General features: G+C 51.2%; 21 protein-coding genes and 3 tRNA genes. 3 read left to right on the top strand and 21 right to left on the bottom strand.

The window, feature by feature from the left end:
• Window positions 1-30: 30 nt before the first annotated feature.
• Genes dxs through ACG2XO_RS08845 form a run of 3 tightly spaced genes read right to left on the bottom strand, consistent with a single transcriptional unit; the run spans window position 31 to window position 3089 of the window.
• Window positions 31-1914 (bottom strand): 1-deoxy-D-xylulose-5-phosphate synthase, encoded by a 1884-nt coding sequence (dxs, locus tag ACG2XO_RS08855; RefSeq protein WP_410497616.1) that lies wholly within the window; start codon window positions 1912-1914, stop codon window positions 31-33.
• Between the two features lie 43 nt (window positions 1915-1957).
• Complete coding sequence (locus ACG2XO_RS08850) at window positions 1958-2851, bottom strand: polyprenyl synthetase family protein (RefSeq protein WP_410497615.1); 894 nt, start codon at window positions 2849-2851, stop codon at window positions 1958-1960.
• 1 nt (window position 2852) lies between these two features.
• Window positions 2853-3089, bottom strand: coding sequence for an exodeoxyribonuclease VII small subunit (locus tag ACG2XO_RS08845; RefSeq protein ID WP_410497614.1), 237 nt, complete (start codon window positions 3087-3089; stop codon window positions 2853-2855).
• Window positions 3090-3309: 220 nt separating this feature from the next.
• Between ACG2XO_RS08845 and glmS the strand changes: the two genes are divergently transcribed.
• A complete protein-coding gene (gene glmS / locus ACG2XO_RS08840; RefSeq protein WP_410497613.1) occupies window positions 3310-5052 on the top strand; it encodes a glutamine--fructose-6-phosphate transaminase (isomerizing) in 1743 nt (580 codons plus the stop codon).
• Between the two features lie 75 nt (window positions 5053-5127).
• Here glmS and ACG2XO_RS08835 read toward each other — a convergent pair whose 3' ends face one another.
• Window positions 5128-5661, bottom strand: coding sequence for a c-type cytochrome (locus ACG2XO_RS08835; RefSeq protein ID WP_410497612.1), 534 nt, complete (start codon window positions 5659-5661; stop codon window positions 5128-5130).
• Window positions 5662-5804: 143 nt separating this feature from the next.
• On the opposite strand from ACG2XO_RS08835, the gene ACG2XO_RS08830 reads away from it, so the two are divergent.
• Window positions 5805-5881: transfer RNA gene (locus ACG2XO_RS08830), tRNA-Arg, on the top strand.
• 104 nt (window positions 5882-5985) lie between these two features.
• On the opposite strand, the gene ACG2XO_RS08825 is transcribed toward ACG2XO_RS08830, so the two are convergent.
• On the bottom strand, window positions 5986-7758 hold the full coding sequence (locus tag ACG2XO_RS08825) for a glycoside hydrolase family 18 protein (RefSeq protein WP_410497611.1): 1773 nt from the start codon (window positions 7756-7758) through the stop codon (window positions 5986-5988).
• A 199-nt stretch (window positions 7759-7957) separates the two neighbouring features.
• Between ACG2XO_RS08825 and ACG2XO_RS08820 the strand changes: the two genes are divergently transcribed.
• Window positions 7958-8152: a Lar family restriction alleviation protein gene (locus ACG2XO_RS08820; protein ID WP_410497610.1), complete on the top strand. Its 195-nt coding sequence runs from the start codon at window positions 7958-7960 to the stop codon at window positions 8150-8152.
• An 84-nt stretch (window positions 8153-8236) separates the two neighbouring features.
• On the opposite strand, the gene panC is transcribed toward ACG2XO_RS08820, so the two are convergent.
• The 16 genes from panC to nuoN form a co-directional block, all read right to left on the bottom strand.
• Window positions 8237-9076, bottom strand: coding sequence for a pantoate--beta-alanine ligase (panC, locus tag ACG2XO_RS08815; RefSeq protein WP_410497609.1), 840 nt, complete (start codon window positions 9074-9076; stop codon window positions 8237-8239).
• 57 nt (window positions 9077-9133) lie between these two features.
• On the bottom strand, window positions 9134-9928 hold the full coding sequence (gene panB, locus ACG2XO_RS08810; protein ID WP_410497608.1) for a 3-methyl-2-oxobutanoate hydroxymethyltransferase: 795 nt from the start codon (window positions 9926-9928) through the stop codon (window positions 9134-9136).
• A 122-nt stretch (window positions 9929-10050) separates the two neighbouring features.
• Window positions 10051-10533, bottom strand: a complete 483-nt coding sequence (gene folK / locus ACG2XO_RS08805) for a 2-amino-4-hydroxy-6-hydroxymethyldihydropteridine diphosphokinase (RefSeq protein ID WP_410497607.1) — start codon at window positions 10531-10533, stop codon at window positions 10051-10053.
• Entirely contained in the window at window positions 10530-11882 is a 1353-nt protein-coding gene (gene pcnB / locus ACG2XO_RS08800; protein WP_410497606.1) for a polynucleotide adenylyltransferase PcnB, read from the bottom strand. Before pcnB ends, folK begins: the two co-directional genes overlap by 4 nt.
• Window positions 11883-12109: 227 nt before the next feature.
• A tRNA-Pro gene (locus ACG2XO_RS08795) sits at window positions 12110-12186 on the bottom strand.
• 93 nt (window positions 12187-12279) lie between these two features.
• On the bottom strand, window positions 12280-12645 hold the full coding sequence (locus tag ACG2XO_RS08790) for a MerR family transcriptional regulator (protein WP_410497605.1): 366 nt from the start codon (window positions 12643-12645) through the stop codon (window positions 12280-12282).
• Window positions 12611-12928 carry an integration host factor subunit alpha gene (locus tag ACG2XO_RS08785; protein ID WP_410500247.1) on the bottom strand — a complete coding sequence of 106 codons (318 nt, stop codon included), beginning with the start codon at window positions 12926-12928 and terminating at the stop codon, window positions 12611-12613. The genes ACG2XO_RS08790 and ACG2XO_RS08785 overlap by 35 nt, the downstream gene beginning before the upstream one ends.
• Window positions 12929-12948: 20 nt before the next feature.
• Window positions 12949-15303 (bottom strand): phenylalanine--tRNA ligase subunit beta, encoded by a 2355-nt coding sequence (gene pheT / locus ACG2XO_RS08780; RefSeq protein ID WP_410497604.1) that lies wholly within the window; start codon window positions 15301-15303, stop codon window positions 12949-12951.
• Window positions 15304-15425: 122 nt separating this feature from the next.
• Window positions 15426-16421 carry a phenylalanine--tRNA ligase subunit alpha gene (pheS, locus tag ACG2XO_RS08775; RefSeq protein WP_410497603.1) on the bottom strand — a complete coding sequence of 332 codons (996 nt, stop codon included), beginning with the start codon at window positions 16419-16421 and terminating at the stop codon, window positions 15426-15428.
• A gap of 158 nt (window positions 16422-16579) precedes the next feature.
• Entirely contained in the window at window positions 16580-16939 is a 360-nt protein-coding gene (rplT, locus tag ACG2XO_RS08770) for a 50S ribosomal protein L20 (protein WP_157314098.1), read from the bottom strand.
• Window positions 16940-16954: 15 nt separating this feature from the next.
• Entirely contained in the window at window positions 16955-17152 is a 198-nt protein-coding gene (rpmI, locus tag ACG2XO_RS08765) for a 50S ribosomal protein L35 (RefSeq protein WP_157314099.1), read from the bottom strand.
• A gap of 137 nt (window positions 17153-17289) precedes the next feature.
• The gene (infC, locus tag ACG2XO_RS08760) at window positions 17290-17817 is read right to left on the bottom strand and encodes a translation initiation factor IF-3 (protein WP_410497602.1); all 528 of its coding nucleotides are present in this window, start codon (window positions 17815-17817) and stop codon (window positions 17290-17292) included.
• A gap of 42 nt (window positions 17818-17859) precedes the next feature.
• A complete protein-coding gene (gene thrS, locus ACG2XO_RS08755) occupies window positions 17860-19764 on the bottom strand; it encodes a threonine--tRNA ligase (protein ID WP_410497601.1) in 1905 nt (634 codons plus the stop codon).
• Window positions 19765-19933: 169 nt separating this feature from the next.
• Window positions 19934-20010: transfer RNA gene (locus ACG2XO_RS08750), tRNA-Val, on the bottom strand.
• Between the two features lie 62 nt (window positions 20011-20072).
• On the bottom strand, window positions 20073-20372 hold the full coding sequence (locus ACG2XO_RS08745) for a DUF2818 family protein (RefSeq protein ID WP_410497600.1): 300 nt from the start codon (window positions 20370-20372) through the stop codon (window positions 20073-20075).
• 5 nt (window positions 20373-20377) lie between these two features.
• The gene (gene nuoN, locus ACG2XO_RS08740) at window positions 20378-21838 is read right to left on the bottom strand and encodes an NADH-quinone oxidoreductase subunit NuoN (RefSeq protein WP_410497599.1); all 1461 of its coding nucleotides are present in this window, start codon (window positions 21836-21838) and stop codon (window positions 20378-20380) included.
• Window positions 21839-21850: the final 12 nt, after the last annotated feature.

Genomic DNA, 21850 nt, shown 5'->3' with positions numbered 1-21850 from the left:
GATATATTCAATAGCAGACAGGTGTATCGCTCAGACTTCTTGTAACTTCAGCTGAACACTAAACTTAATTCCGTCCATATTCAATCCGCAATCAGCCAAAATTTGCTTTTGTTCACCATGCTCGACGTAGCTGTCGGGTAGACCCAGTTGCAACACAGGTTTGCACACACCAGCGGCCATCATGGTTTCAATGACGGCGCTGCCTGCGCCGCCCATGATGGCGTTGTCTTCGACCGTTACGATCAAATCATGGTTTGCGGCCAATTCCAGCACCAGTGCGGTGTCGAGTGGTTTGATGAAACGCATATTGGCGACCGTGGCGTTCAGGTCTTCAGCGGCTTGCAGTGCGGGTTCGAGCACCGTACCAAAGGCCAGAATCGCGATTTTTTTGCCTTCTTGCTCGGTGGCTACGCGGCGGATTTCGCCTTTACCCCAGGGCAGCAGACTCATTCCAGCCTCGACCTGAACACCCATGCCGCTACCTCGTGGATAACGCACACAAGCCGGGCCTGCGTGTTGATACGCGGTGTAGAGCATCTGGCGGCATTCGTTTTCGTCGCCCGGCGCCAGAATCGCAATATTCGGGATGCAGCGCAGGTATGAAAGGTCAAAACTGCCGGCGTGTGTCGGGCCGTCGGCGCCAACGAGACCTGCGCGGTCGATCGCGAAGGTGACGTCGAGGTTTTGCAGCGCAACATCGTGAATCAACTGGTCATACGCACGCTGCAGGAAAGTCGAGTAGATCGCGACGACGGGTTTCAGGCCTTCGCAGGCTAGGCCGCCGGCAAACGTCACCGCATGTTGTTCGGCGATGCCGACGTCAAAATAACGCTCGGGGAATTCCTGATGAAAACGCACCATGCCGCTGCCTTCACGCATCGCCGGTGTAATGCCGACGAGTTTGTCGTCCTGCTTGGCCATATCGCACAGCCAATCGCCAAAAATCTGTGTAAAGCTCGGCTTGCCGCCGGATTTGCCACCAGCCATCCCGTCGGCCGGGGTAAATGGCGTGACTGCATGGTATTTGACCGGATCGGCGACGGCGAGCTTGTAGCCATTGCCTTTTTTAGTGACGACGTGCAGAAATTGGGGGCCTTTGAGTTCCCTGATGTTCGAGAGCGTCGCGACCAGCGTTTCGATGTCGTGACCATCGATCGGACCGATGTAGTTGAAGCCGATTTCCTCAAACAGTGTGCCCGGCGTTAGAAAACCTTTGACGCTTTCTTCGCCTTTTTTCGCCAGCTCTTTCAGTGGCGGCATGACGTCGAGCACCTTGCCTGATGCATTGCGGATGCCGTTGTAAAACTTGCCCGATAAGAGCTTGGCGAGGTAATTGTTGAACGCGCCGACATTGGGCGAAATCGACATTTCGTTGTCGTTCAGAATCACCAGCAAATCGGTCAGATCGCGATGACCCGCGTTGAACAGCGCTTCAATCGCCTGCCCCGCCGTCATGGCACCGTCGCCGATCACGGCAATGGCTTTGCGTTTTTCGCCTTTGAGCAAGGCCGCTTCGGCCATGCCAAGCGCGGCACCAATCGACGTCGACGAATGACCAACGCCAAAGGTGTCGTATTCGGATTCATCGCGCTTCGGAAACCCCGCCAGACCGCCTTTCTGCCGCATTGTGTGCATGCGGTTTTTGCGTCCGGTGAGGATTTTGTGCGGATAGCTTTGATGACCTACGTCCCACACCAGTCGGTCGTGCGGCGTATCAAACACATAATGCAAAGCGACGGTCAGCTCGACTGCACCGAGATTGGACGCAAAGTGACCGCCGGTTCGGCTGACCGAATCGAGCAGAAACTGACGCACTTCCTGCGCCACTTGCGGCAAATGCTTGCGCTCAAGCGCTCGCAAATCAGCTGGGCATTCGATACGGTCAAGAAAAGAATAAGTCGTAGGACAAGTCATGGACAATCATCCGGCCAACAGGGGTATATACCTGCAAGCTATATCAATATTTACGGTCAACAATATACCCAGCCAGGGCATGAAGCAGCTTGGCTTTTTCGCCAAATGGAGCCAGCGCATCGAAAGCCGCTGTTTTCAATTCTTCCGCTTTTTCCTTGGCACCTTTCATTCCCAGCAGTGCCACATAGGTTGGTTTGTTATTGGCGGCATCCTTGCCGGCGGTTTTGCCCAACGTCGCCGAGTCGGCTTCGCAGTCGAGAATATCGTCAACCACCTGAAACGCGAGGCCAACGCATTTGGCGTAATGATCGAGCGCATTGCGCTGTTCATCCGACAAGGGCTTGCCACAATAAGAACCCAGCAAGACTGCCGCACGAATCAGCGCGCCGGTTTTCAGAATGTGCATCATTTCCAGCTCGGGCAGCGTCAGAGCCTCGCCGACGCTGTAGAGATCAATCCCCTGCCCGCCGCACATGCCCAGACTACCCGAAGCGCGCGCGAGGATATTGACCATTTTCAACTGATCGCTCGGTTTATCGGCCAGTTGCTCTGCGGTCAGCACATCAAACGCCGCGCTTTGCAAGGCATCACCAGCCAGCAAGGCGGTCGCTTCGCCAAACGCCACATGAACCGTCGGTTTGCCACGACGCAAAACATCGTTATCCATCGCCGGCATATCGTCATGCACCAGCGAATAGGCATGAATCATTTCAAGCGCCGCACCGGCAGCCTGCAAGCGTTGCGGGTCGGCATCCACCAGCGCACCAGCAGCAAAGACCAGCAGCGGGCGAACGCGCTTGCCACCATCAAGGACGCTATAGCGCATCGCATCGTGCAGGCGCTCCGGAATGTGCGTCGAATCGGGCAGATATTGGCTCAGCGCGTTTTCCATTTGCGTCTGCACTTGCAACATCCAGTGTTGAAATTCAGTCTGCATTTCAGGCTCCGGCGTCAGGAAAGTCTTTGAGTTCGCCCGCTTCGAGTATTTTGACCTGCTGCTCGGCGGCCGCGAGTTTGGCCTCGCAAAAGCGCAGCAATTCGGTACCGCGCTGATAAGCCGCCAGATTGGCTTCAAGCGGCATCTGACCGCCTTCCATTTGCGCGATCAGCGCATCAAGCTCGGCAACGCCTGCCTCATAACTTTCTGGTAAATTCGATTTCGCTGCTTTGGCCATTGAAAATCCTGCTATTCATCCCAGCGTCGCATCTACCGCTGCGGCACATAAAGGGCATCATTCTACCTCAGCGCACCGGATTTCGCCTTGGCTTCACATCTGCGCCTGCAAATTTAGCGCAACAATCCGCTTGATTCATCGGCAGAAGAAAAGCGCAGTTTGATCTCGGCCAACAGGCAACTACGATATAGATATTCACCCTAAGCGATCGGAATTCCTGATGAACATTCTGCTCGGTGCGATTGCCTCGCACGATGCCAACCCTTTACTCAATCATGCGGCTTCGCTACTGGATGCCCCACGTTATTTTTGCGGTCTTGCCTATCGGCGCCAGGACGAGAACATCGACATTTTTCACGGCAGCCACCTGCCTGAGCGCCAAGCTCCTCATGATGCGATTCTGACCAGCTTTAATCTTTATCCACACAGCACCAGCCCAATCCTCTATCGCGACACCATTGCAATCAGCGTCTTGGGGCACCTGGAAAACAGACGCCAACTTGCAAGCCGACTTGAATCTCTGGGTTACACATTGCAGCTCAATAGTGACAGCGAAATCATTGCCGCATTGATCGACTGGCATGAGCGGGTTCACCGAAATTTAAGACAAGCAGTTCAGTTAACGTTGCAGGAGTGTCAAGGTCATCTGGCATTTGCCGTCTTGAAGCGCGACCAGAACCACCTGATTTGTGCGACGCTCGGCATTCCGATTTTTATCGGGCAACAACCTCAAGCCTGCTTCTTCAGTACCGATGCGAAGCTGATTCGTGAACAAGCGCCATTGCTGATCGTTCTAGAGAGTCATGAGCTGGCAGAAATTCATCCGCAGTATGTCCAGTGCTTCAATATCGAGGGTTATCCATGCCAAAAAGAACCAACCCCCGCCCATCTGGCCGGGCAATTTGCTCATCAAATGCTCGCCGATATAGCCGCACAACCCATCTTGCTGGCGGAGCTCATTAAACATTATCAGGATAAACAGCTGGCCAGCTTTCTTGAACAAATCGGCCAGAGTCATCCATATCAACGCATCCTGATTATTGCCAGCGGCTCCAGCCATCACGCAGCCGCAACGGCACGACACTGGCTGGAGCATATTGCGGGAATCCCGACTCAAGTGGAATATGCCAGCGAATTTCGTTACCGCAACCCACCAGTTGAACCCCATACCCTGCTGATTGCCATTTCGCAATCGGGCGAAACCGCCGATACCATTGCTGCACTCCAGCATGCGATTCATCTGGGGCATCAGGAGACCCTCTGCATCAGCAACCAGATAGAGAGCAGCATTAGCCGTTTATGCAAACATCACATCATGCAATATGCCGGGCGGGAAATGGCGGCAACGTCGACCAGAACATTTACCACCCAGTTGCTCTGTCTGTACTTTTTAGCGCTCAAACTGGCCGAAGGGCGCAAACGGAACTTACCACGCCTGAGTGAAGAGCTCGATTTACTACCCGCCGCCACAGCCCATATCCTGAATCAGCTCACACAGCAACTCCAGCAATGGGCTCAAGCTCTGGCGGGCGTCGAGGATTTATTTGTGATCGGGCGGAATATTCACTATCCAATTGCACTGGAAGCCGCACAAAAAATGAAAGAGGTCAGTTACCTTCATGCCGAAGGCTACGCCGGAGGAGAAATTCGCCACGGACCGGTGACACTGATTAATCGCACCGTACCCGTCATCGCCTGCCTGCCCTGGGATTTGATGGCGGAGAAAATGCTGGCCAATTTGCAGGAAGTTCGTGCACGACAAGGTGAAATTTATATTCTGAGCGATGTTAGTCTAAGCACGCTGAAAGGTCTGCACAGCATCCAGATGCCTCCTCAGCTGGCCAACCTTAACCCAGTGTTATATATCCTTGCCTTCCAGCTTCTGAGCTACTTTATTGCTCTTAGGCGTGGCAACGATGTTGATGCACCAAGAAATCTGAGCAAGACACTCGACAAGGAATAAGCCCCAACAAAAAACGCCGCAAAAATGCGGCGTTTTTCAATTCAATCCAGAGATTATCAAGGCTAAATTGTTGGTTTATTTGCCTGCGGCACTTGCCTCTGAGGCATCAGCACCCGCAGCAACCGCAATGGCAGGCTCCTGAAATTTCGCTCCAGCGGCATTGGCCATATAGGCCACGGCACGTTTCAACTCATCATCACTCAAATCAGGCGCACCACCTTTGGCCGGCATTGCATTCAGACCATTCAGTGCGTGTTTGCTCAAGGTATCAAAACCCTGCGCAATCCGTGAACCCCATGCAGCAGCATCGCCAAATTTGGGCGAACCGGCCAGACCTTCGCCGTGACAGGCAATACACACGCCGTCATAAACATTCTTGCCAGTACGGGCTCCCGGTGGCGCATCACCGCCTTCAACCACCTTAACCGTACCAACAGCCTGCAAACGCGCCGCAACCGCTTCATTGGTCATTGTTGAACTGGTCAAATTGGTATTCATGCCCGATGTAAACAATTTAATCAGCAAATATACAACCAGTGGCACGCCAATCAAAGCTGCCAGCACCATACCAGCAACGCTCTTAGACGCAGTTGCGTTGGATCCGCCCATGCTGTCATCCCTTGTAGAAATCGTTAAAAATGAGCCGAAGTAGCTTTTATCAAGCGCAATTATACCGCTAATCTTTGCCGCTACAAGCTTTGGGCGGCTAGACGCACACCGTAGAAGCAGTTATTATCACCGCTCTTCAAAAGGCGTCCATAGCTCAGTTGGATAGAGTGTCAGTTTCCGAAGCTGAAGGTCGCAGGTTCGATTCCTGCTGGACGCGCCAAGCAAATCCAAAGCTGCCACACAGCTACGTCGGTTGCAGCTTTTTTTGTACCTTAAATAAAAAAAGCCAGCTCGCGCAAGCTGGCTTTTTTATCGACAATCCAATTACTTCTTGATCATGCCCTTATAAATCGTATCGACCAATTCAGCATCGGCAGTATCTTGCGATAATTCCCAAGCCATGATCCCACCCAGTTTTTTCTTCTTGGCAAATTCGATTTTTTCTTTCAGCAATTGCACGTCGTCATACACCCAGACATCCTTGCCATTCACTTTCCAGACTGCACGTGTTTTGTCGTCACGATGAACAGTACCCGGCAATGTTTTCAAGTATGAATAAGGTGCTGTGCCCGCTTCAATAGGTCCTTTGGCTTTGGCAATTGCGGGTTGATACAGGCCATTATTTTCCAGACTATTGACGGTCCAGCCATAACCATAAAATGGCACCCCCAGAACCAGTTTGTTGCTAGGTACGCCACGCCCAAGATAATCATCAATGCTGCTATCGACAGAAACCCTGTCTTTTGCACCGCCGATCAAGGTTGCATGATGTCCCGTTGTTGCCGACCATGGACCGGTAAAGTCATAGGTCATCAGATTAATCCAGTTGAGCGATGGAATAATTTTATCCAGCTCGATTTTTTCCGATTTTGATGCTGCAGCAGGAGCGGCAATCGTCAGCAACAGCCCCGGCTTCACCGCATCGATTTGCTTGCGAAACTCAGCCAGCAGAGCGGTGAAGTTTTGCGTATCTTCCGGGCGAACAATATTGCCGTCATTGCCCGCCGAAGCTGGATATTCCCAATCAATATCGAATCCGTCGAACACCCCTGCTGCCAGCCCCGGCACTACTTTGCCGGTTTTATCTGGCACATTGCCTTTGATGTAGGCATCGACGCAGGATTTTACAAAGGCTTCCCGATTTGCTGGCAACGCCGCATCCGAGAAGTATTTCGACCATGTCCACCCACCCAGACTGATCACGACTTTCAGATTCGGATATTTTTTCTTGAGCTGTTTGAGCTGATTCCAGTGACCAAACAAGCCTTTATCACCTTTATCTTCCAAGCCGTCGAGCGTTACCTCTTTGGCGACCGGATTCCAGTAATCATCGCCGGCCGAACCGACTCCGGCCTGATCTACACCGACCACGCAGCGGTTGTCTTTCACATTCCCAAATGCGTATTCGAGAACAGTAATTTTGCCTGCTGCGCCACTGGTATCGAGGTTTTTAACGTGGAAATTACTGTTGTGCTTGCCCCACGCAGTAAAATACATCACCGATTGCGGGCTCACAGCGCCTGGCGCTCCCCCTGTCACAGGCGCAATCACGGTCGACTTGGCGTCCTCTGGTTTGGCAGTTTCCAGGCTGATCAACTTCAGATTATCGATATAGGCATCCTTACCCGAGCCACTTGCCGAATCCCATTGCTCCCATTTGAGATGGAAATCAAACTTACCTTTGAATTCGATTTCGTAATGTTCCCATTTTTTGCTGTCTTTCAAGCGGTTGGGGAAACCGTTAGCAGTACTGGCAATCCACTGCTCTTTGCGTCCTGGTTTGCCTTCATCAAGCCCCAAAGTACCGCCGCAGTTATTGCCACATGTTCCCAGATAATCGAAAACGATTTTGTATTTGCCTGCGGGGAATTTGGCGCGACTAAAAATATCACCGACATTGACCGGTTTGTTAAAACGGGCGGCCTTGTTATCCGCATTTAGTGGATCGACTTCGATCGAAGTAAAGATGGGCGAACTATCTTCACCGCCTTGTCCAACCCACTGACTAAGATCTTTATCGAAGTTGTCTTCAAATACGACATTCTCGGCATGAGCCAATGCCGAGGCCAGCAACAACGGCAGTAATAGTTTTTTCATTCCGACTCCCCATAAGCAACAAATTGATGCGTCAGGATAATTCACCAAACTCAAATTAACGAGGATTTACGCCACACTGTCAGATTTTCAGTACCCCAGAATGAAGAGAGTCGATCCGCAGACGAAATGACACTACAGGTGTAATTTTCCGGGCAACGCGCTATGCTTGCAGACCCGAGTCCATACACTGAGCCAGCCCATGAGTGATCAAGTCCCAACCCTAAAAGCCCAGCCCTGCCCGAAATGTGGCGCGCCTGCCGAGCCGCAAAAAGCAGGTTCAAACCGTTTCTGGGTGCAGTGCAGTAAATTTGGACGCCAAGGCAATTGCAGCGCGATTGGCCAGCAAGGCAGCAATAAAAAAGAAGCGATTATCGAATGGAATAAGCTGCGCTGAGGCAAGAGACCAGAAAGAATTTTACAGGTATACCGCTGCAGCGCATAGCCAGAAATAGCTACAACGACATACCCATAAGCGGCATTATAAATTCACTTCGAGATTATCAATCAGCCGCGTCGTGCCAATACGCGCGGCAATCAAGATCACCAACTGCCTGTCGGTACTCGCAGCTGGTTTCAACGTTAAAGCATTGCGCGTTTCAACGTAATCAATGTCCAGCCAACCCCGCGCGCGTAGATCAGCGACGGTCTCCTGAGCCAGACGCGAATAATCACGTTCGCCCTGCTCGATGGCCGTTTTCATCCGGCTTAAATGGAAAAACAAGCGTGGCGCTTCGGCGCGCTGCTCGGCCGTCAAAAAGCCGTTGCGCGATGACAGAGCCAGACCGTCTTGAGCGCGGCCGGTATCCACCGGCACGATGCGAATTGGCACATTCAGGTCGGCGACCATCCCCTGAATCACGGCCAATTGCTGGTAGTCTTTTTTACCAAAGCACGCCACATCGGCCTGCACAATATTGAACAGCTTGGTCACCACCGTTGCGACGCCGCGAAAATGCCCCGGACGGAAAGCGCCGCAGAGTTCTTCGGCAATGGCTGGCGGATTGACCTGATATTGCTGAATCACGTTCGGATATAACTCTTTTTCATCGGGAGCAAAGATCACGTCGACGCCACCGTTCGCCGCAATAATCGCTGCGTCACTTTCCAGCGTGCGTGGATAGCGGTCAAAGTCTTCGCCTTGACCAAATTGCAAACGATTTACAAAGATACTCACCACAGTATGTGGCGCTAGCTCTTTCGCCACCTTGATCAGCGAGATATGCCCCTCGTGCAAATTGCCCATCGTTGGCACAAAAGCCACTTCGCCAACGGTTTTGCGCCAGGCACGCAATTCGGAAATGCTATGGATGATTTTCATAATGAATGAGAAGTAAGGCGTGAGGAGCGAGGTCTTTACCTCATTCCCCACTTTGAATTAAAACGAATGCTCTTCGGTCGGAAAAGTGAGTGCTTTGACCGCTTTAACATACGACTCAACAGCGCCCTGAATACTGCTGACGCCTGCACCCATAAAGTTACGGACAAAACGTGCTTTTTTACCCGGATAGACGCCCAACATATCGTGCAAAACCAGCACCTGGCCATCCACATGAATACCCGCGCCAATGCCGATCGTCGGCACATACAACGCGTCCGTAATCTCCGCCGCCACCTGAGCCGGAACCATTTCCATCAATACCATGGCTGCACCTGCCGCCTGCAGCGCCAATGCATCGCGCTTGAGGATATCGGCTTCGGTTTCCGTCTTGCCTTGCACTTTGTAGCCGCCGTAGACGTGAACCGATTGCGGTTGCAGACCAATATGCGCGCAAACCGGAATCCCGCGCTGAACCAGAAAATCGACGGTTTCGACCATGATCGCACCACCTTCGATTTTGATCATTTCAGCGCCCGCCGCCATCAAGCGCGCCGCATTTTCATACGCTTGCATGGGCGAAACCTGATAGCTGGCAAACGGCAAATCGGCCAACACCAGCGCTTTTTGCGTGCCGCGTACTACGGCTTTGGTGTGGTAAACCATATCGTCCATCGTCACCGGCAAAGTGCTGCCATGCCCTTGAATGACATTTCCCAGCGAATCGCCAACCAGCAGAATATCGACACCAGCCTCGTCCAGCAGCGTCGCAAAACTCGCGTCATAGCATGTGAGCATGGCAATTTTGGCGCCATCCTGTTTCATTTTTTTCAGGGTAGAAAGTGTCGTTTTCATGATGGGTAATCAAGCCAAAAGAGGCACTCATGGTGCGGTGCAAAAAAATATACGCTTTTCAGGATGCTAAAGCAGTCGCAGATTAAAATCGACTGTTTTTATACCGCGGTGACAATATTGCGTTATTGATCCAGCCGAAATAATTGCTGATCAATCACATCTGCAATGTAATCTGCAGCCAAACCCAATTGTGGAATTTGTATATCGGGGGCTATTTCCAGCAAAGGCAGCAATACAAAGGCGCGCAGATGCATACGCGGATGGGGTATTTTCAGTTGTGGCAAATCGATGATCTGATCACCATACAGCACCACATCCAGATCCAGCGTACGCGGCGCATTTTTAAAGCTACGTTCGCGCCCTTGCTGCAACTCCAGCGCCAACAGCGCAGCCAGCAAGTCTGCCGCCGTCAACTCCGTTTCCACGGCACAAACAGCGTTCACAAAGTCAGGCTGATCGGCATACCCGACCGGGGCGCTGGCATAAAAAGAGGAGCTGGCCAGCAGTTGCGTTTGCGGCAAAGCGGCAATCAGATGCAGCGCATCGCGCAGTTGCGCGCTTGGGTCGCCCAAATTGGCGCCCAAGGCAATGTAAGCAAGGGTCATTCGCTTTTCGCTGCAGGTTTGGCTGTGGCGGGTTTACGGGTACGCGAGCGCCGACGGCGTTTGGATTTTTCTAGCTCGCCGCCTTTCCCGCCTGCAATCGCCTGACTGATCAGGACTTCACGCGCAGCCTCGTCGCAGGACTGAAACTGACTCCACCAATCCGCCAGTTCTTTGTCGACCAAGCCACATTCAGCGCGCAACTGCAGAAAATCATATGCAGCACGGAAACGAGGCTGCTCGAGCAAACGAATTGGTTTTTGCCCTGCACGTTGCTCAAAGCGTGGTTGCAATAACCAGATTTCCTTCATCGCCGCGCTGTAACGATTTGGAATCGCCAAGCGTTTGGTGACTTTGGCTTCAACGTCGTTCATCGCATCGACCAGCGCCGGAACAGTATGCTCACCCGCTGCGATTTTTTTCTGCCAGCCCGCTTCGACTTCATGCCAGAGCAAGGCGGCAAACAAAAAGCCAGCCGAAACGGGCTTGTCTTCGGCCAGACGCTGATCGGTATTGAGTAAAGCCAGTTTTAAGAAACTGGTCGTTTCCTTTTGGCTCATCAATTTATCGAGCAGCGGAAACAACGGCTTGTGCAAGCCGTAGGCGCGCAAAGACTGCAGACAATCCCAGGCTTTGCCTGAAAGCAGCAATTTCATCATTTCGTCAAACAGGCGTGCCGATGGAATGTTTTCCAGTAATGCGGCATGGGCTTTGATTGGCGCAGCTGTATCCGCTGCAATTTTCAAACCCAGCTTCGATGACAGACGAGCCGCACGCAACATGCGCACCGGGTCTTCGTGATAGCGTTTAACCGGATCACCAATCATCACCAGTTGCTGCTTTTCCAGGTCTTCAACACCATGATGAAAGTCGACAATTTCGTCGCTATTCGGATCGTAATACAGCGCATTGACGGTAAAGTCACGGCGTGACGCATCCTCTTCCAGCGTGCCATACACATTGTCACGGATGATCCGTCCGCTGGCATCGGTTGGCGAATCGGCGCTGCCACGGAAAGTCGTGACCTCGATAATTTCTTCGCCACCCCGATCATAAAACGGCACATGCACGATACGGAAGCGGCGGCCAATAATGCGCGATCGGTGAAAGACATGGCGCACCTGCTCAGGCGTTGCACTGGTCGCAACATCAAAATCCTTGGGCGATTTGCCCAAAAGCAAATCACGCACCGCACCACCGACGATATAAGCCTCGTAGCCCGCATCTTGCAGGCGATCACAGACTTTCAGCGCCCCGGAATGCAATTGATCACGCCGAATGCCATAGTGTTTGGCGTGCAACACCCGCTTACCAGGACGACGTAGCACTTTGCCTATCAGTTTACGAATCATGAATTTTTATCGAGTGCAGTGCGAAAACCCTGCATTATACAAGCGCAATGTGGTGGCGTATCGTTTTCAGCTGGTAAAGCGTGAAGAAAAACCAGCACATGCTTACATACCCGGAGATCAGTGAAACGATACCGCGCCCGCGAATAGCATTGGACGCAGATAGAAAGAAATACAGATAAAAAGAAACAAGGGCTTATGATCTTTCGACCATAAGCCCTTTATTTGATTGGTCGGAATAGCGGGATTCGAACTCGCGACCCCTTGCACCCCATGCAAGTGCGCTACCAGGCTGCGCCATATTCCGAGAGACAGCATCTTAGCAGAGCTTACATTTTAGCTCAAGTGGGGACATGGGTCGAAACTTTGCGACCCCTTGCACCCCATGCAAGTCGACGACTTAATCTTCCAGCCAAACCAGTAAACCTTCCAGCTCATGCCGGACTTCGGTCAGCGTCACTTCGCCACTGTCGTTACCCGCCTCAGCCAAATGCGCGCCAAGCTGATTGCGAGCGCCGCTGATGGTAAAACCTTGCTCGTAAAGCAATGAGCGGATCCTGCGCACCAGCAATACTTCATGGTGCTGATAGTACCGACGGTTGCCACGGCGTTTAACCGGTTTTAACTGGGTAAACTCTTGCTCCCAATAGCGCAGAACATGAGGTTTGACACCGCACAAATCGCTGACTTCACCAATGGTGAAGTAACGTTTGGCTGGAATCGACGGCAAATCACTGGTTGGAATAACGCTGCTGGAGTTTTGCATAGTGAACTTCAACCATACCTTTTAGTTTTTGGCTGGCGTGGAATGTCACCACGCGACGCGCTGAAATAGGAATCTCTTCACCGGTTTTTGGGTTGCGGCCTGGGCGCTGCGGCTTGTCGCGTAACTGGAAATTGCCAAAACCTGACAATTTTACCGTATCACCTTCGGCCAGCGCACCACGGATTTCATCGAAGAATGCTTCGACCATATCCTTGGCTTCGCGCTTGTTCAGCCCAACCTTATCAAACAGCATATCGGCCAGATCGGCCTTGGTTAAGGTCAAAGTGCTTGCTTCGTACTGCATTATGTTCTCAAGATCGCGCCGCATGTTTCTGCCTTCTTCATCAATGCTGCAATTGCCGCATCAACTTCTTCATCTGTTAAAGTTTTGTGAGTATCTTGCAATAAGACTTTGAATGCAAGGCTCTTTTTACCTTCCGGCAATCCTTTACCACGGTAAACATCGAACACATCAATGTTGGCCACAATCGCCAGTTTGGCACTTGCAAAAGCAGCTTTGAGTTGATCTACCGTCACGCTCTCGTCCATCAGCAAGGCCAGATCCCGGCGCACGGCCTGGAATTTCGATACCGCACCAGCACTCAATTTCTGCACTTGCGTCAGCGCTGCGACATCGAGTTCAAACACCACGGGCGCATTTTGCAGGCTGTATTTTTGTACCCATTGCGGATGCAGCTCGCCGATGTAACCCATCACTTGCCCATCGAGCACGACCTCGGCCGAACGGCCTGGATGCAACGCCGGATGGCTTACGCGGCGGAACTCGGCCACGCGTGGTGCCAGCAAAGCTTCGACATCGGCTTTGACATCAAAGAAGTCTACGCGCTCTTTACCCGCGCCCCACTGCTCGGCCACACGCCCCCCCCATGCAAGGGCGGCGATTTTCTCAGGTTGCTGTTCGGCATTCAAGCCATTGAACACGCGCGCCACTTCAAACAGGCGCACGCGATCTTGCTTGCGATTCTGATTGTGCTGCAAAGCGGCAATCAGGCCGCCAAGCAAGGTCGAGCGCATCGCGCTCATCTGACTGGCGATTGGATTAATCAGTTTGATCGGCGCGTTGTTTGCGGCGAAATCCGCCTCCCATTGCGCCTCGACAAAGGCATAGGAAATGGCTTCCTGATAGTCGCGACCTGCGATAATTTGTTTCAGTACGTTTTTGCTACGCAAATGGCCGGGTTGCGGCAGCATGGCGCTACGCGCATTGCTGGGCTGCACAGGAATATTGTCGTAGCCGAACACCCGCGCCACTTCTTCGATCAGATCTTCTTCGATTTCGATATCGAAGCGGTACGAGGGTGGTGTTACCGTGATCACGTCGCCTGCTAGCTCGCTCGCCAGACCTAGGCCTTGCAGCAAAGCGACGATCTCCGCGGCTGGCAGGCTAATGCCTAACACTTTAATCACGCGAGACACGCGCAGCGCAACTGGTTTACGCGCTGGCAATTTAGCTACAGATTCAGTCACAGGGCCAGCTTGACCGCCACAGATTTCGATGATCAAGGCAGTGGCGCGTTCCAGCGCTTCACGCACATAGCCGAAATCAACGCCGCGCTCAAAACGGTGGCTAGAATCCGATGAGAAACCGAAACGACGACCTTTGCCTGCAATCACATTTGGAGCAAAGAAGGCCGACTCAAGGAAAATATCAGTGCAGCCTGCTTCAACACTCGATTCAGCGCCGCCCATAATGCCAGCCAAGGCAACAGGCTTCACGTCATCCGCAATCACCAGCAAATCGTCAGTGAGCTCCAGCTCTTTTTCATTGAGCAGTTTGATCTTTTCGCCCGCTTTGGCGAAACGAACATTGATATCACCCTGCAATTTTGCCAAATCAAAGGCATGCATAGGCTGGCCGAGTTCAAGCAACACGTAGTTGGTCACATCAACAATCGCCGAAATTGAACGTACGCCACAACGCTCCAAACGCTGCTTCATCCAATCAGGGGTATATGCTGCTTGATTAACACCAACAATGGCTCTACCCGCATACCTAGGGCAGGCATCACCTGCTTGCAAATTCACCGCACGTGTTTGAGTCGCAGTCACTGCTACCGCAGGCGTCGCGACAACTTGCTGTGCAGTTTTGGTGAGCGCAGCGACTTCACGCGCCAAGCCACGGATTGACAAGCAATCACAACGGTTTGGCGTCAGTTTCAAAGTCATCAGGCGATCATCAAGATCGAGGTACTCACGAATCGGCATACCCACTGGTGCATCCGCAGGCAAAATCAGCAAACCTGAGGATTCCTCAGCCAAGCCGATTTCTTGCTCGGCGCACAACATGCCCATTGATTCAACGCCACGAACTTTGGCTTTTTTGATTTTAAAGTCGCCCGGCAGCACGGCGCCCACGCGCGCACAAGGCACTTTAATGCCAACCGCAACGTTGGCCGCACCACAAACGATTTGCAGCGGCTCGGCTTCACCGACATTGACGCTACATACATTCAGACGATCTGCATCGGGGTGCTTGGTCACACTCAGCACTTCCGCGACATACACCTCGGTAAATTCAGGTGCAGCAGGATCGTTCTCTTCCACTTCCAAGCCGGCCATCGTCAACAGATGAGCCAACTCGTCAGAATTGATCGCAGGATTAACCCAGCTACGCAACCACTGTTCAGAAAATTTCATAATTACCAGCTCTGCTTAAATATGAATGGAACAAAAACTCTCCAACAAGGCATGACGTCGCAGACAGTACTCAGAGTACGGCAAGACGGAGTAACGAAGTTGGCGTGTTTTTGTCTTATCACTTATTTGAATTGGGATAAGAAAGACAGATCGTTGTCGAAAAACTGGCGCAAATCGTTAACGCCGTAATACAGCATCGCAAAACGATCCAAGCCAATCCCGAACGCAAAACCGGTGTATTTCTCGGCATCAATATTGACGTTTTTCAACACATTCGGATGCACCATGCCGCAACCGCCGACTTCCATCCAGCCCTTCGACCACTTGACGTCGATCTCAGCCGATGGCTCGGTAAATGGGAAGAATGACGGACGGAAACGCACCTCCAGATCATCACGCTCAAAGAAACGACGCAAGAAATCAACAATCACCGATTTCAAATCGGCAAACGAGACATTTTCATCAACCCACAGGCCTTCCATCTGATGGAACATCGGTGAGTGAGTCGCATCCGAATCAACGCGATAAACGCGGCCCGGCGCTACGATCTTGATCGGCGGCTCATTATTGAGCATGTAGCGCACCTGAATCGGCGATGTATGCGTGCGCAACACCAGAGGCTCACCGTCATTTTCGACGTAAAACGTATCCTGCATCGCCCGCGCAGGGTGATTTTTAGGAATATTCAGCGCTTCAAAATTATGAAAATCATTTTCGATTTCCGGGCCATCGGCGACGGCAAAACCCATGCTGGCGAACAGCGTTTCAATACGTTGCTGCACTAGCGTCACCGGATGCAGACCACCTTTAGCCGTACCACGCCCTGGCAGGCTGATATCGAGCGCTTCGGCGGCCAATTGCGCGGCGAGCTTTTGCGCTGCAATCGCATCGCGCTTGGCGTTCAGCGCAGCTTCGAAAGCTTGCTTGGCTTGGTTAACCGTGGCGCCGAAAGATTTTTTCTCTTCCGGTGGCAAAGCAGCCAATTGCTTCATCAATTGAGTAATTTCGCCCTGTTTACCAACGTAATGGGCTTTGACATTTTCTAGCTCTACCGGATCATTGGTCGCATCTAATGCGGCCAAACCGGCTTCAAGTAACGTTTGCACGTTCGCAACCATGGTTTTGCGCCCGATCTAAATGTGGAAAGGAAGGTTTGAAAATTGCTTTGAAAAAGTGGCTAGCGCTCAGCTAAAACCTTGGCAAAACAATCTACGTTTGCTGAATTTTTTCGAATAAAAAAGGGAGGCTAGGCCTCCCTTCTCATCAGCAGAACCGATTAAACAGCGAGACTAGCTTTAGCTTTTTCAACAAAAGCAGCAAAAGCTGGTTTGTCGAATACAGCCAAGTCAGCCAACACTTTACGGTCAACCACGATGCCAGCCTTTTTCAGGCCGTTCATGAAGCGGCTGTACGCCAGGCCGCACTCACGTGAAGCGGCGTTAATACGCGCGATCCACAATTGACGGAATTGACGTTTTTTCTGACGACGGTCACGGTACGCGTATTGACCAGCTTTCATCACCGCTTGTTTAGCGATGCGATAGACGTTTTTACGACGACCACGATAACCCTTAGCGAGGGCTAAAACTTTCTTATGACGAGCACGAGCGGTTACACCACGTTTAACGCGAGGCATGTTTCTTCTCCTAGGTTAAGCGTAAGGCAACATTGCACGAACAGACGCCATATTGGTCGCATCGACCATAGACGTACCGCGCAATTGACGCTTGGTTTTAGTGGTTTTCTTGGTCAAGATGTGACGTTTGAACGCATGACTACGTTTAACACCACCACCGCCAAGCACTGTGAAGCGCTTTTTCGCGCTGCTCTTGGTTTTCATCTTTGGCATTGCATTGCTCCGATGAGCTATTAGATCAGGCGACAGGCGTCTAATAAATTAGAACTTAATACCCGCCACCCCGCTTTTGTTACGACTGTTGATCTTGCCTTGCGACCAGACCTTAAACAGACACAGTCGTCAGTCTGTTATTTTTTCTTCGGTGACAGCAGCATGACCATCTGACGACCTTCGAGTCGCGGATATTGCTCAACAACAGCCAACTCGACCAGATCGGCTTCTACCCGTTTGAGCTGAGCCATACCGATTTCTTGGTGAGCCATTTCACGGCCACGGAAACGCAAAGTAAATTTGCATTTATCACCATCATTCAGGAAACGGATCGCACCGCGCAATTTAACCTGGTAGTCATTTTCATCCGTACCCGGGCGCAGTTTGATTTCTTTAATCTGTACCTGCTTTTGCTTGAGCTTGGCAGCGTGCTTTTTCTTGGCTTCTTCGTAACGGAATTTGCCGAAATCCATCAGCCGACAAACAGGAGGCTGTGCATTAGGCGCGATCTCAACGAGATCAACATCTGCATCTTCAGCCATTTGAAGAGCTTGGTTCAGCGAAACAATACCGAGTTGATCGCCATCCACACCTTGTAAACGAATTTCGCGCGCAGTGATCTCACCATTGATCCGCGGGCCTTTATCTTGAGCAGCTATTGTCATTACTCCAAGTCATTCAAAAACAAAACCGTGCATCGGCAAGCGTTAGACTTTCGGAATTTCGGACTGGATAAGCGCCACCAAGGCTTCAACCGTCATCTGCCCCAAGTCTTCACCGCTGCGATTTCGCACGGCCACCAAACCTGCGTCGCGTTCTTTGTCACCAATAATTAATTGATACGGTAAACGCTGCAAGCTATGTTCGCGGATTTTATAGGTTATTTTCTCATTTCTCAAGTCAGCAATCGCACGAAGTCCATTTTGATTGAGACGAGCGGTCACATTCTGCGCATATTCACGCTGAGATTCAGAGATGTTCATCACGACCAGCTGAACAGGCGCCAGCCACACAGGGAAAGCACCAGCGAAATTTTCAATAAGAATACCGATAAAGCGTTCGAGCGAACCGAGCACGGCACGATGCAACATGATTGGGCGATGCTTGGCATTATCTTCGCCGACATATTCAGCCCCCAAACGCTCTGGCAAATTCGGATCGATCTGCAAAGTACCGCACTGCCACAAGCGACCTAAGCAGTCCTTGAGCGTAAATTCAATTTTAGGGCCGTAGAAAGCGCCCTCACCCGGTAGATACTCAAACTCTAAGCCTTGTGACTGCAAAGCGGCTGCTAGTGCAGCTTCGGCTTTGTCCCAGCTCTCTTCGGTACCGACGCGTTTCTCTGGGCGAGTCGACAGCTTGACCAGAATTTCGCTAAAGCCAAAGTCAGCGTAAACTTCTTTGAGCAAATCAATGAAAGCTGCAGCTTCTTGCTGTACCTGATCTTCAGTACAGAAAATATGAGCATCATCCTGCACAAAACCGCGGACACGCATAATCCCATGCAGCGAGCCGGAAGGCTCATTACGGTGGCAAGAACCAAATTCGGCGTAGCGCAACGGCAAATCACGGTAAGAACGCAGACCTTGATTGAACACCTGAATATGACCGGGACAATTCATCGGCTTGACCGCGTAATCACGTTTTTCCGACTCTGTCGTGAACATATTGTCGTGGTAATTTTCCCAGTGACCTGATTTTTCCCACAAAGTACGGTCCATCACCATCGGCGTACGAATTTCATCGTAGCCATGCTGATTCAGCTTGCGGCGCATGTATTGCTCGATGGTTTGCCACAGTGTCCATCCCTTAGGATGCCAGAACACCATGCCCGGCGCTTCATCCTGCATATGGAACAGATCAAGCTGCTTGCCAATTTTGCGGTGATCGCGCTTCTCGGCCTCTTCGAGCATGTGCAAATATTGCGCCAAGTCTTCTTTCTTGGCCCAAGCCGTACCATAAATCCGCGTCAGCATTTCATTCTTGCTATCGCCGCGCCAATAAGCACCCGCAACCTTCATCAGCTTGAATACTTTAAGTTTGCCGGTTGATGGGACGTGTGGGCCACGGCACAAGTCGGTAAAATCGCCTTCACGGTACAGACTTAATGTTTGATCTGCCGGAATCGATTCAATAATCTCGGCTTTGTAGATTTCACCAATGCTTTTGAAGTAAGCCACAGCTTCATCACGTGATAACTCATAGCGCTCAACCGGAATATCCTGCTTGGCCAGCTCCTGCATTTTCTTCTCGATCAGCACCAGATCATCGGGTGTGAACGGACGCTCGTACGAGAAATCGTAATAGAAGCCGTTTTCAATCGCAGGGCCAATCGTCACTTGCGCACTCGGAAAAAGCTGCTTGACCGCATAAGCCAATAAGTGAGCGGTTGAGTGACGAATCACCTCCAGACCATCGGCATCTTTCTCGGTAATGATCGCCAGATTCACATCACGATCAATGATGTAGCTGGTATCAACAAGTTGACCATCGATCTTGCCCGCAAGCGCTGCACGAGCGAGTCCTGCGCCAATACTTGCTGCAACTTCAGCAATTGTTACTGCAGATTCAAACTGACGTTGCGAACCATCTGGAAGAGTTACAACTGGCATTATTTTCGCCTTTACAAGTATCGGCAACGGCCGAATTCAATATTTAAAACAAGACAAAAAAAAAGTGCGGCTTAAGCCGCACTTTTTAAGAATAAGAACTGTGAACGGCTTAACCTGTGATTTCAAAGGTTGTAGTGCTTGTTCGTTGCATTTCTGTATTCCTGAATATTGGTAGGCACGATTGGACTCGAACCAACGACCCCCACCATGTCAAGGTGGTGCTCTAACCAGCTGAGCTACGTGCCTAGGGAAGCGCAATAATAAACGGCCTCAATTACTTTGGCAAGGATTTAAGCCATTCCTTTACATCACAATCCTGGTTTGCGCCAGAAAAATCGCCAGACAAAGCCCGGCCATGCAAGCACGCTAAATAACGCCAATGTGCTCACATAAAATGGCCAGTTCTGTGGATGAACCGGACTAAGCTGCCCTTCAATCAATCTCGCCAGCAAACCTAGCAACAAAAACAGCAAACCCAATTCAAGCACGCGCCAGCAAAAATTCTTACGCCCTGACTTGGGTATAAAAACGAACAGGATTTTGTCAGACAAAAAAGGCAAATTGGCGGCCAAAGCCGCCAAAGAGCCAATCACAAGCAAATTTTGCATGTTGATTAATATGAGCCCGGAATAATTGAACGCTGAACCGCATCAATCAGCAAGGTCATCATCTGATTTGGCATCAAGCCAAGCATCAGCAACAGCAGACAATTGACTGACAATACGACTTTGCTAATCATGCAGCCCTGTAACGGCTCATTCGACTCGGCATCGTCAAAGTACATGACTTTAACAACACGTAGATAGTAGAACGCCCCGATCAGCGAGAATGCTACGGCGATGACAGCCAGCCACACCATTTGCATATTAACGATCTCTTTCAAGACCGACAGTTTCGCAAAGAACCCCAGAAAAACAGGAATCCCCGCCATCGAGAACATGGTGAACAACATCATCAAGGCAAACCATGGGCTGCGCTGATTCAAGCCTTTCAAATCAGTAATCTGATCTGCTTCAAAGCCTTCACGCGACAGCAGCATCAACAAACCAAAACCTGCAGCGCCCATCAATACATAGCTGATGACATAAAAGAAGGAGGCCGCGTAGCCATTCGGTGTGGCCACCAAAATACCCAGCAAGACAAAGCCCATATGAGAAATGGTCGAATAACCAAACATACGCTTGATATTGCTTTGGGCAATCGCAGTGATATTACCCAGACCAATTGACAAGACCGCCAAGATCATCAGCATACCGCGCCAGTCTGGTGCGAAACCTTCCAAAGCCTGAGCCAATACACGCAAGGTAAAGACAAAAACAGCCACTTTTGGCGCAGTTGAAATCAACTGCGTCATTGGCGTTGGCGCGCCTTGGTAAACATCGGGCACCCACATATGGAATGGTACCGCGCCAAACTTGAAGCCAAGGCCAGTCACAACAAAAACCAGACCGAAAATAACCAGCAAATTGTTTGCAGAGCCTGACTGAATGGCTTTTGCAATTACAAATACATCAAGACTACCTGTCGCGCCGTACAGCATTGACATGCCATACAGCAACATCCCAGACGCCAAAGCACCCAAGACAAAGTACTTCATCGCCGCTTCAGTTGAAGCAAATGATTCACGATTGAGCGCGACCATGGCGTAGATCGACAGCGACATCAGCTCCAGACCCACGTACAGGGTCAGGAAGTTAACCGCCGACGCCATCACCATCATTCCCAATAGGGAAAATAGCGAGAGAGTAAAGAATTCACCACGGTATAGCCCTCTAGCCTTTGCGTATGAACGGCTGTAGACCAATACCAGGGCAACACCCAGAATCATACCCAGTTTGGCGTAATCAGACAGGGCATCAGCCAGGAAAGAATTACTAAAGCCGAGACGAGCTTGTGGCTCGTGACCAGCCACAACCAGCGCAGCGGTTACACCCAAAGTGAGCAAGGTCAATACATAGGTGATACCGCGTTTGGCATCACTGATAAATAAATCAATCAGCAGGATGACACATACCGCACAGAGCAAGAAAATCTCTGGCGTTGCCACCCATGGATTAAGACTGGTCCAGGTCATGGTTCTAGCCTA

The organism is Chitinibacter sp. S2-10, from assembly GCF_046530675.1.
Taxonomy (GTDB): domain Bacteria; phylum Pseudomonadota; class Gammaproteobacteria; order Burkholderiales; family Chitinibacteraceae; genus Chitinibacter.
This window is presented reverse-complemented; position numbering and strand designations above follow the sequence as displayed.

Coding starts and splice junctions, on each gene's coding strand:
- dxs (WP_410497616.1), bottom strand. CDS start 1,914: ATGACTTGTCCTACGACTTATTCTTTTCTTGACCGTATCGAATGCCCA.
- ACG2XO_RS08850 (WP_410497615.1), bottom strand. CDS start 2,851: ATGCAGACTGAATTTCAACACTGGATGTTGCAAGTGCAGACGCAAATG.
- ACG2XO_RS08845 (WP_410497614.1), bottom strand. CDS start 3,089: ATGGCCAAAGCAGCGAAATCGAATTTACCAGAAAGTTATGAGGCAGGC.
- glmS (WP_410497613.1), top strand. CDS start 3,310: ATGAACATTCTGCTCGGTGCGATTGCCTCGCACGATGCCAACCCTTTA.
- ACG2XO_RS08835 (WP_410497612.1), bottom strand. CDS start 5,661: ATGGGCGGATCCAACGCAACTGCGTCTAAGAGCGTTGCTGGTATGGTG.
- ACG2XO_RS08825 (WP_410497611.1), bottom strand. CDS start 7,758: ATGAAAAAACTATTACTGCCGTTGTTGCTGGCCTCGGCATTGGCTCAT.
- ACG2XO_RS08820 (WP_410497610.1), top strand. CDS start 7,958: ATGAGTGATCAAGTCCCAACCCTAAAAGCCCAGCCCTGCCCGAAATGT.
- panC (WP_410497609.1), bottom strand. CDS start 9,076: ATGAAAATCATCCATAGCATTTCCGAATTGCGTGCCTGGCGCAAAACC.
- panB (WP_410497608.1), bottom strand. CDS start 9,928: ATGAAAACGACACTTTCTACCCTGAAAAAAATGAAACAGGATGGCGCC.
- folK (WP_410497607.1), bottom strand. CDS start 10,533: ATGACCCTTGCTTACATTGCCTTGGGCGCCAATTTGGGCGACCCAAGC.
- pcnB (WP_410497606.1), bottom strand. CDS start 11,882: ATGATTCGTAAACTGATAGGCAAAGTGCTACGTCGTCCTGGTAAGCGG.
- ACG2XO_RS08790 (WP_410497605.1), bottom strand. CDS start 12,645: ATGCAAAACTCCAGCAGCGTTATTCCAACCAGTGATTTGCCGTCGATT.
- pheT (WP_410497604.1), bottom strand. CDS start 15,303: ATGAAATTTTCTGAACAGTGGTTGCGTAGCTGGGTTAATCCTGCGATC.
- pheS (WP_410497603.1), bottom strand. CDS start 16,421: ATGGTTGCGAACGTGCAAACGTTACTTGAAGCCGGTTTGGCCGCATTA.
- rplT (WP_157314098.1), bottom strand. CDS start 16,939: ATGCCTCGCGTTAAACGTGGTGTAACCGCTCGTGCTCGTCATAAGAAA.
- rpmI (WP_157314099.1), bottom strand. CDS start 17,152: ATGCCAAAGATGAAAACCAAGAGCAGCGCGAAAAAGCGCTTCACAGTG.
- infC (WP_410497602.1), bottom strand. CDS start 17,817: ATGACAATAGCTGCTCAAGATAAAGGCCCGCGGATCAATGGTGAGATC.
- thrS (WP_410497601.1), bottom strand. CDS start 19,764: ATGCCAGTTGTAACTCTTCCAGATGGTTCGCAACGTCAGTTTGAATCT.
- ACG2XO_RS08745 (WP_410497600.1), bottom strand. CDS start 20,372: ATGCAAAATTTGCTTGTGATTGGCTCTTTGGCGGCTTTGGCCGCCAAT.
- nuoN (WP_410497599.1), bottom strand. CDS start 21,838: ATGACCTGGACCAGTCTTAATCCATGGGTGGCAACGCCAGAGATTTTC.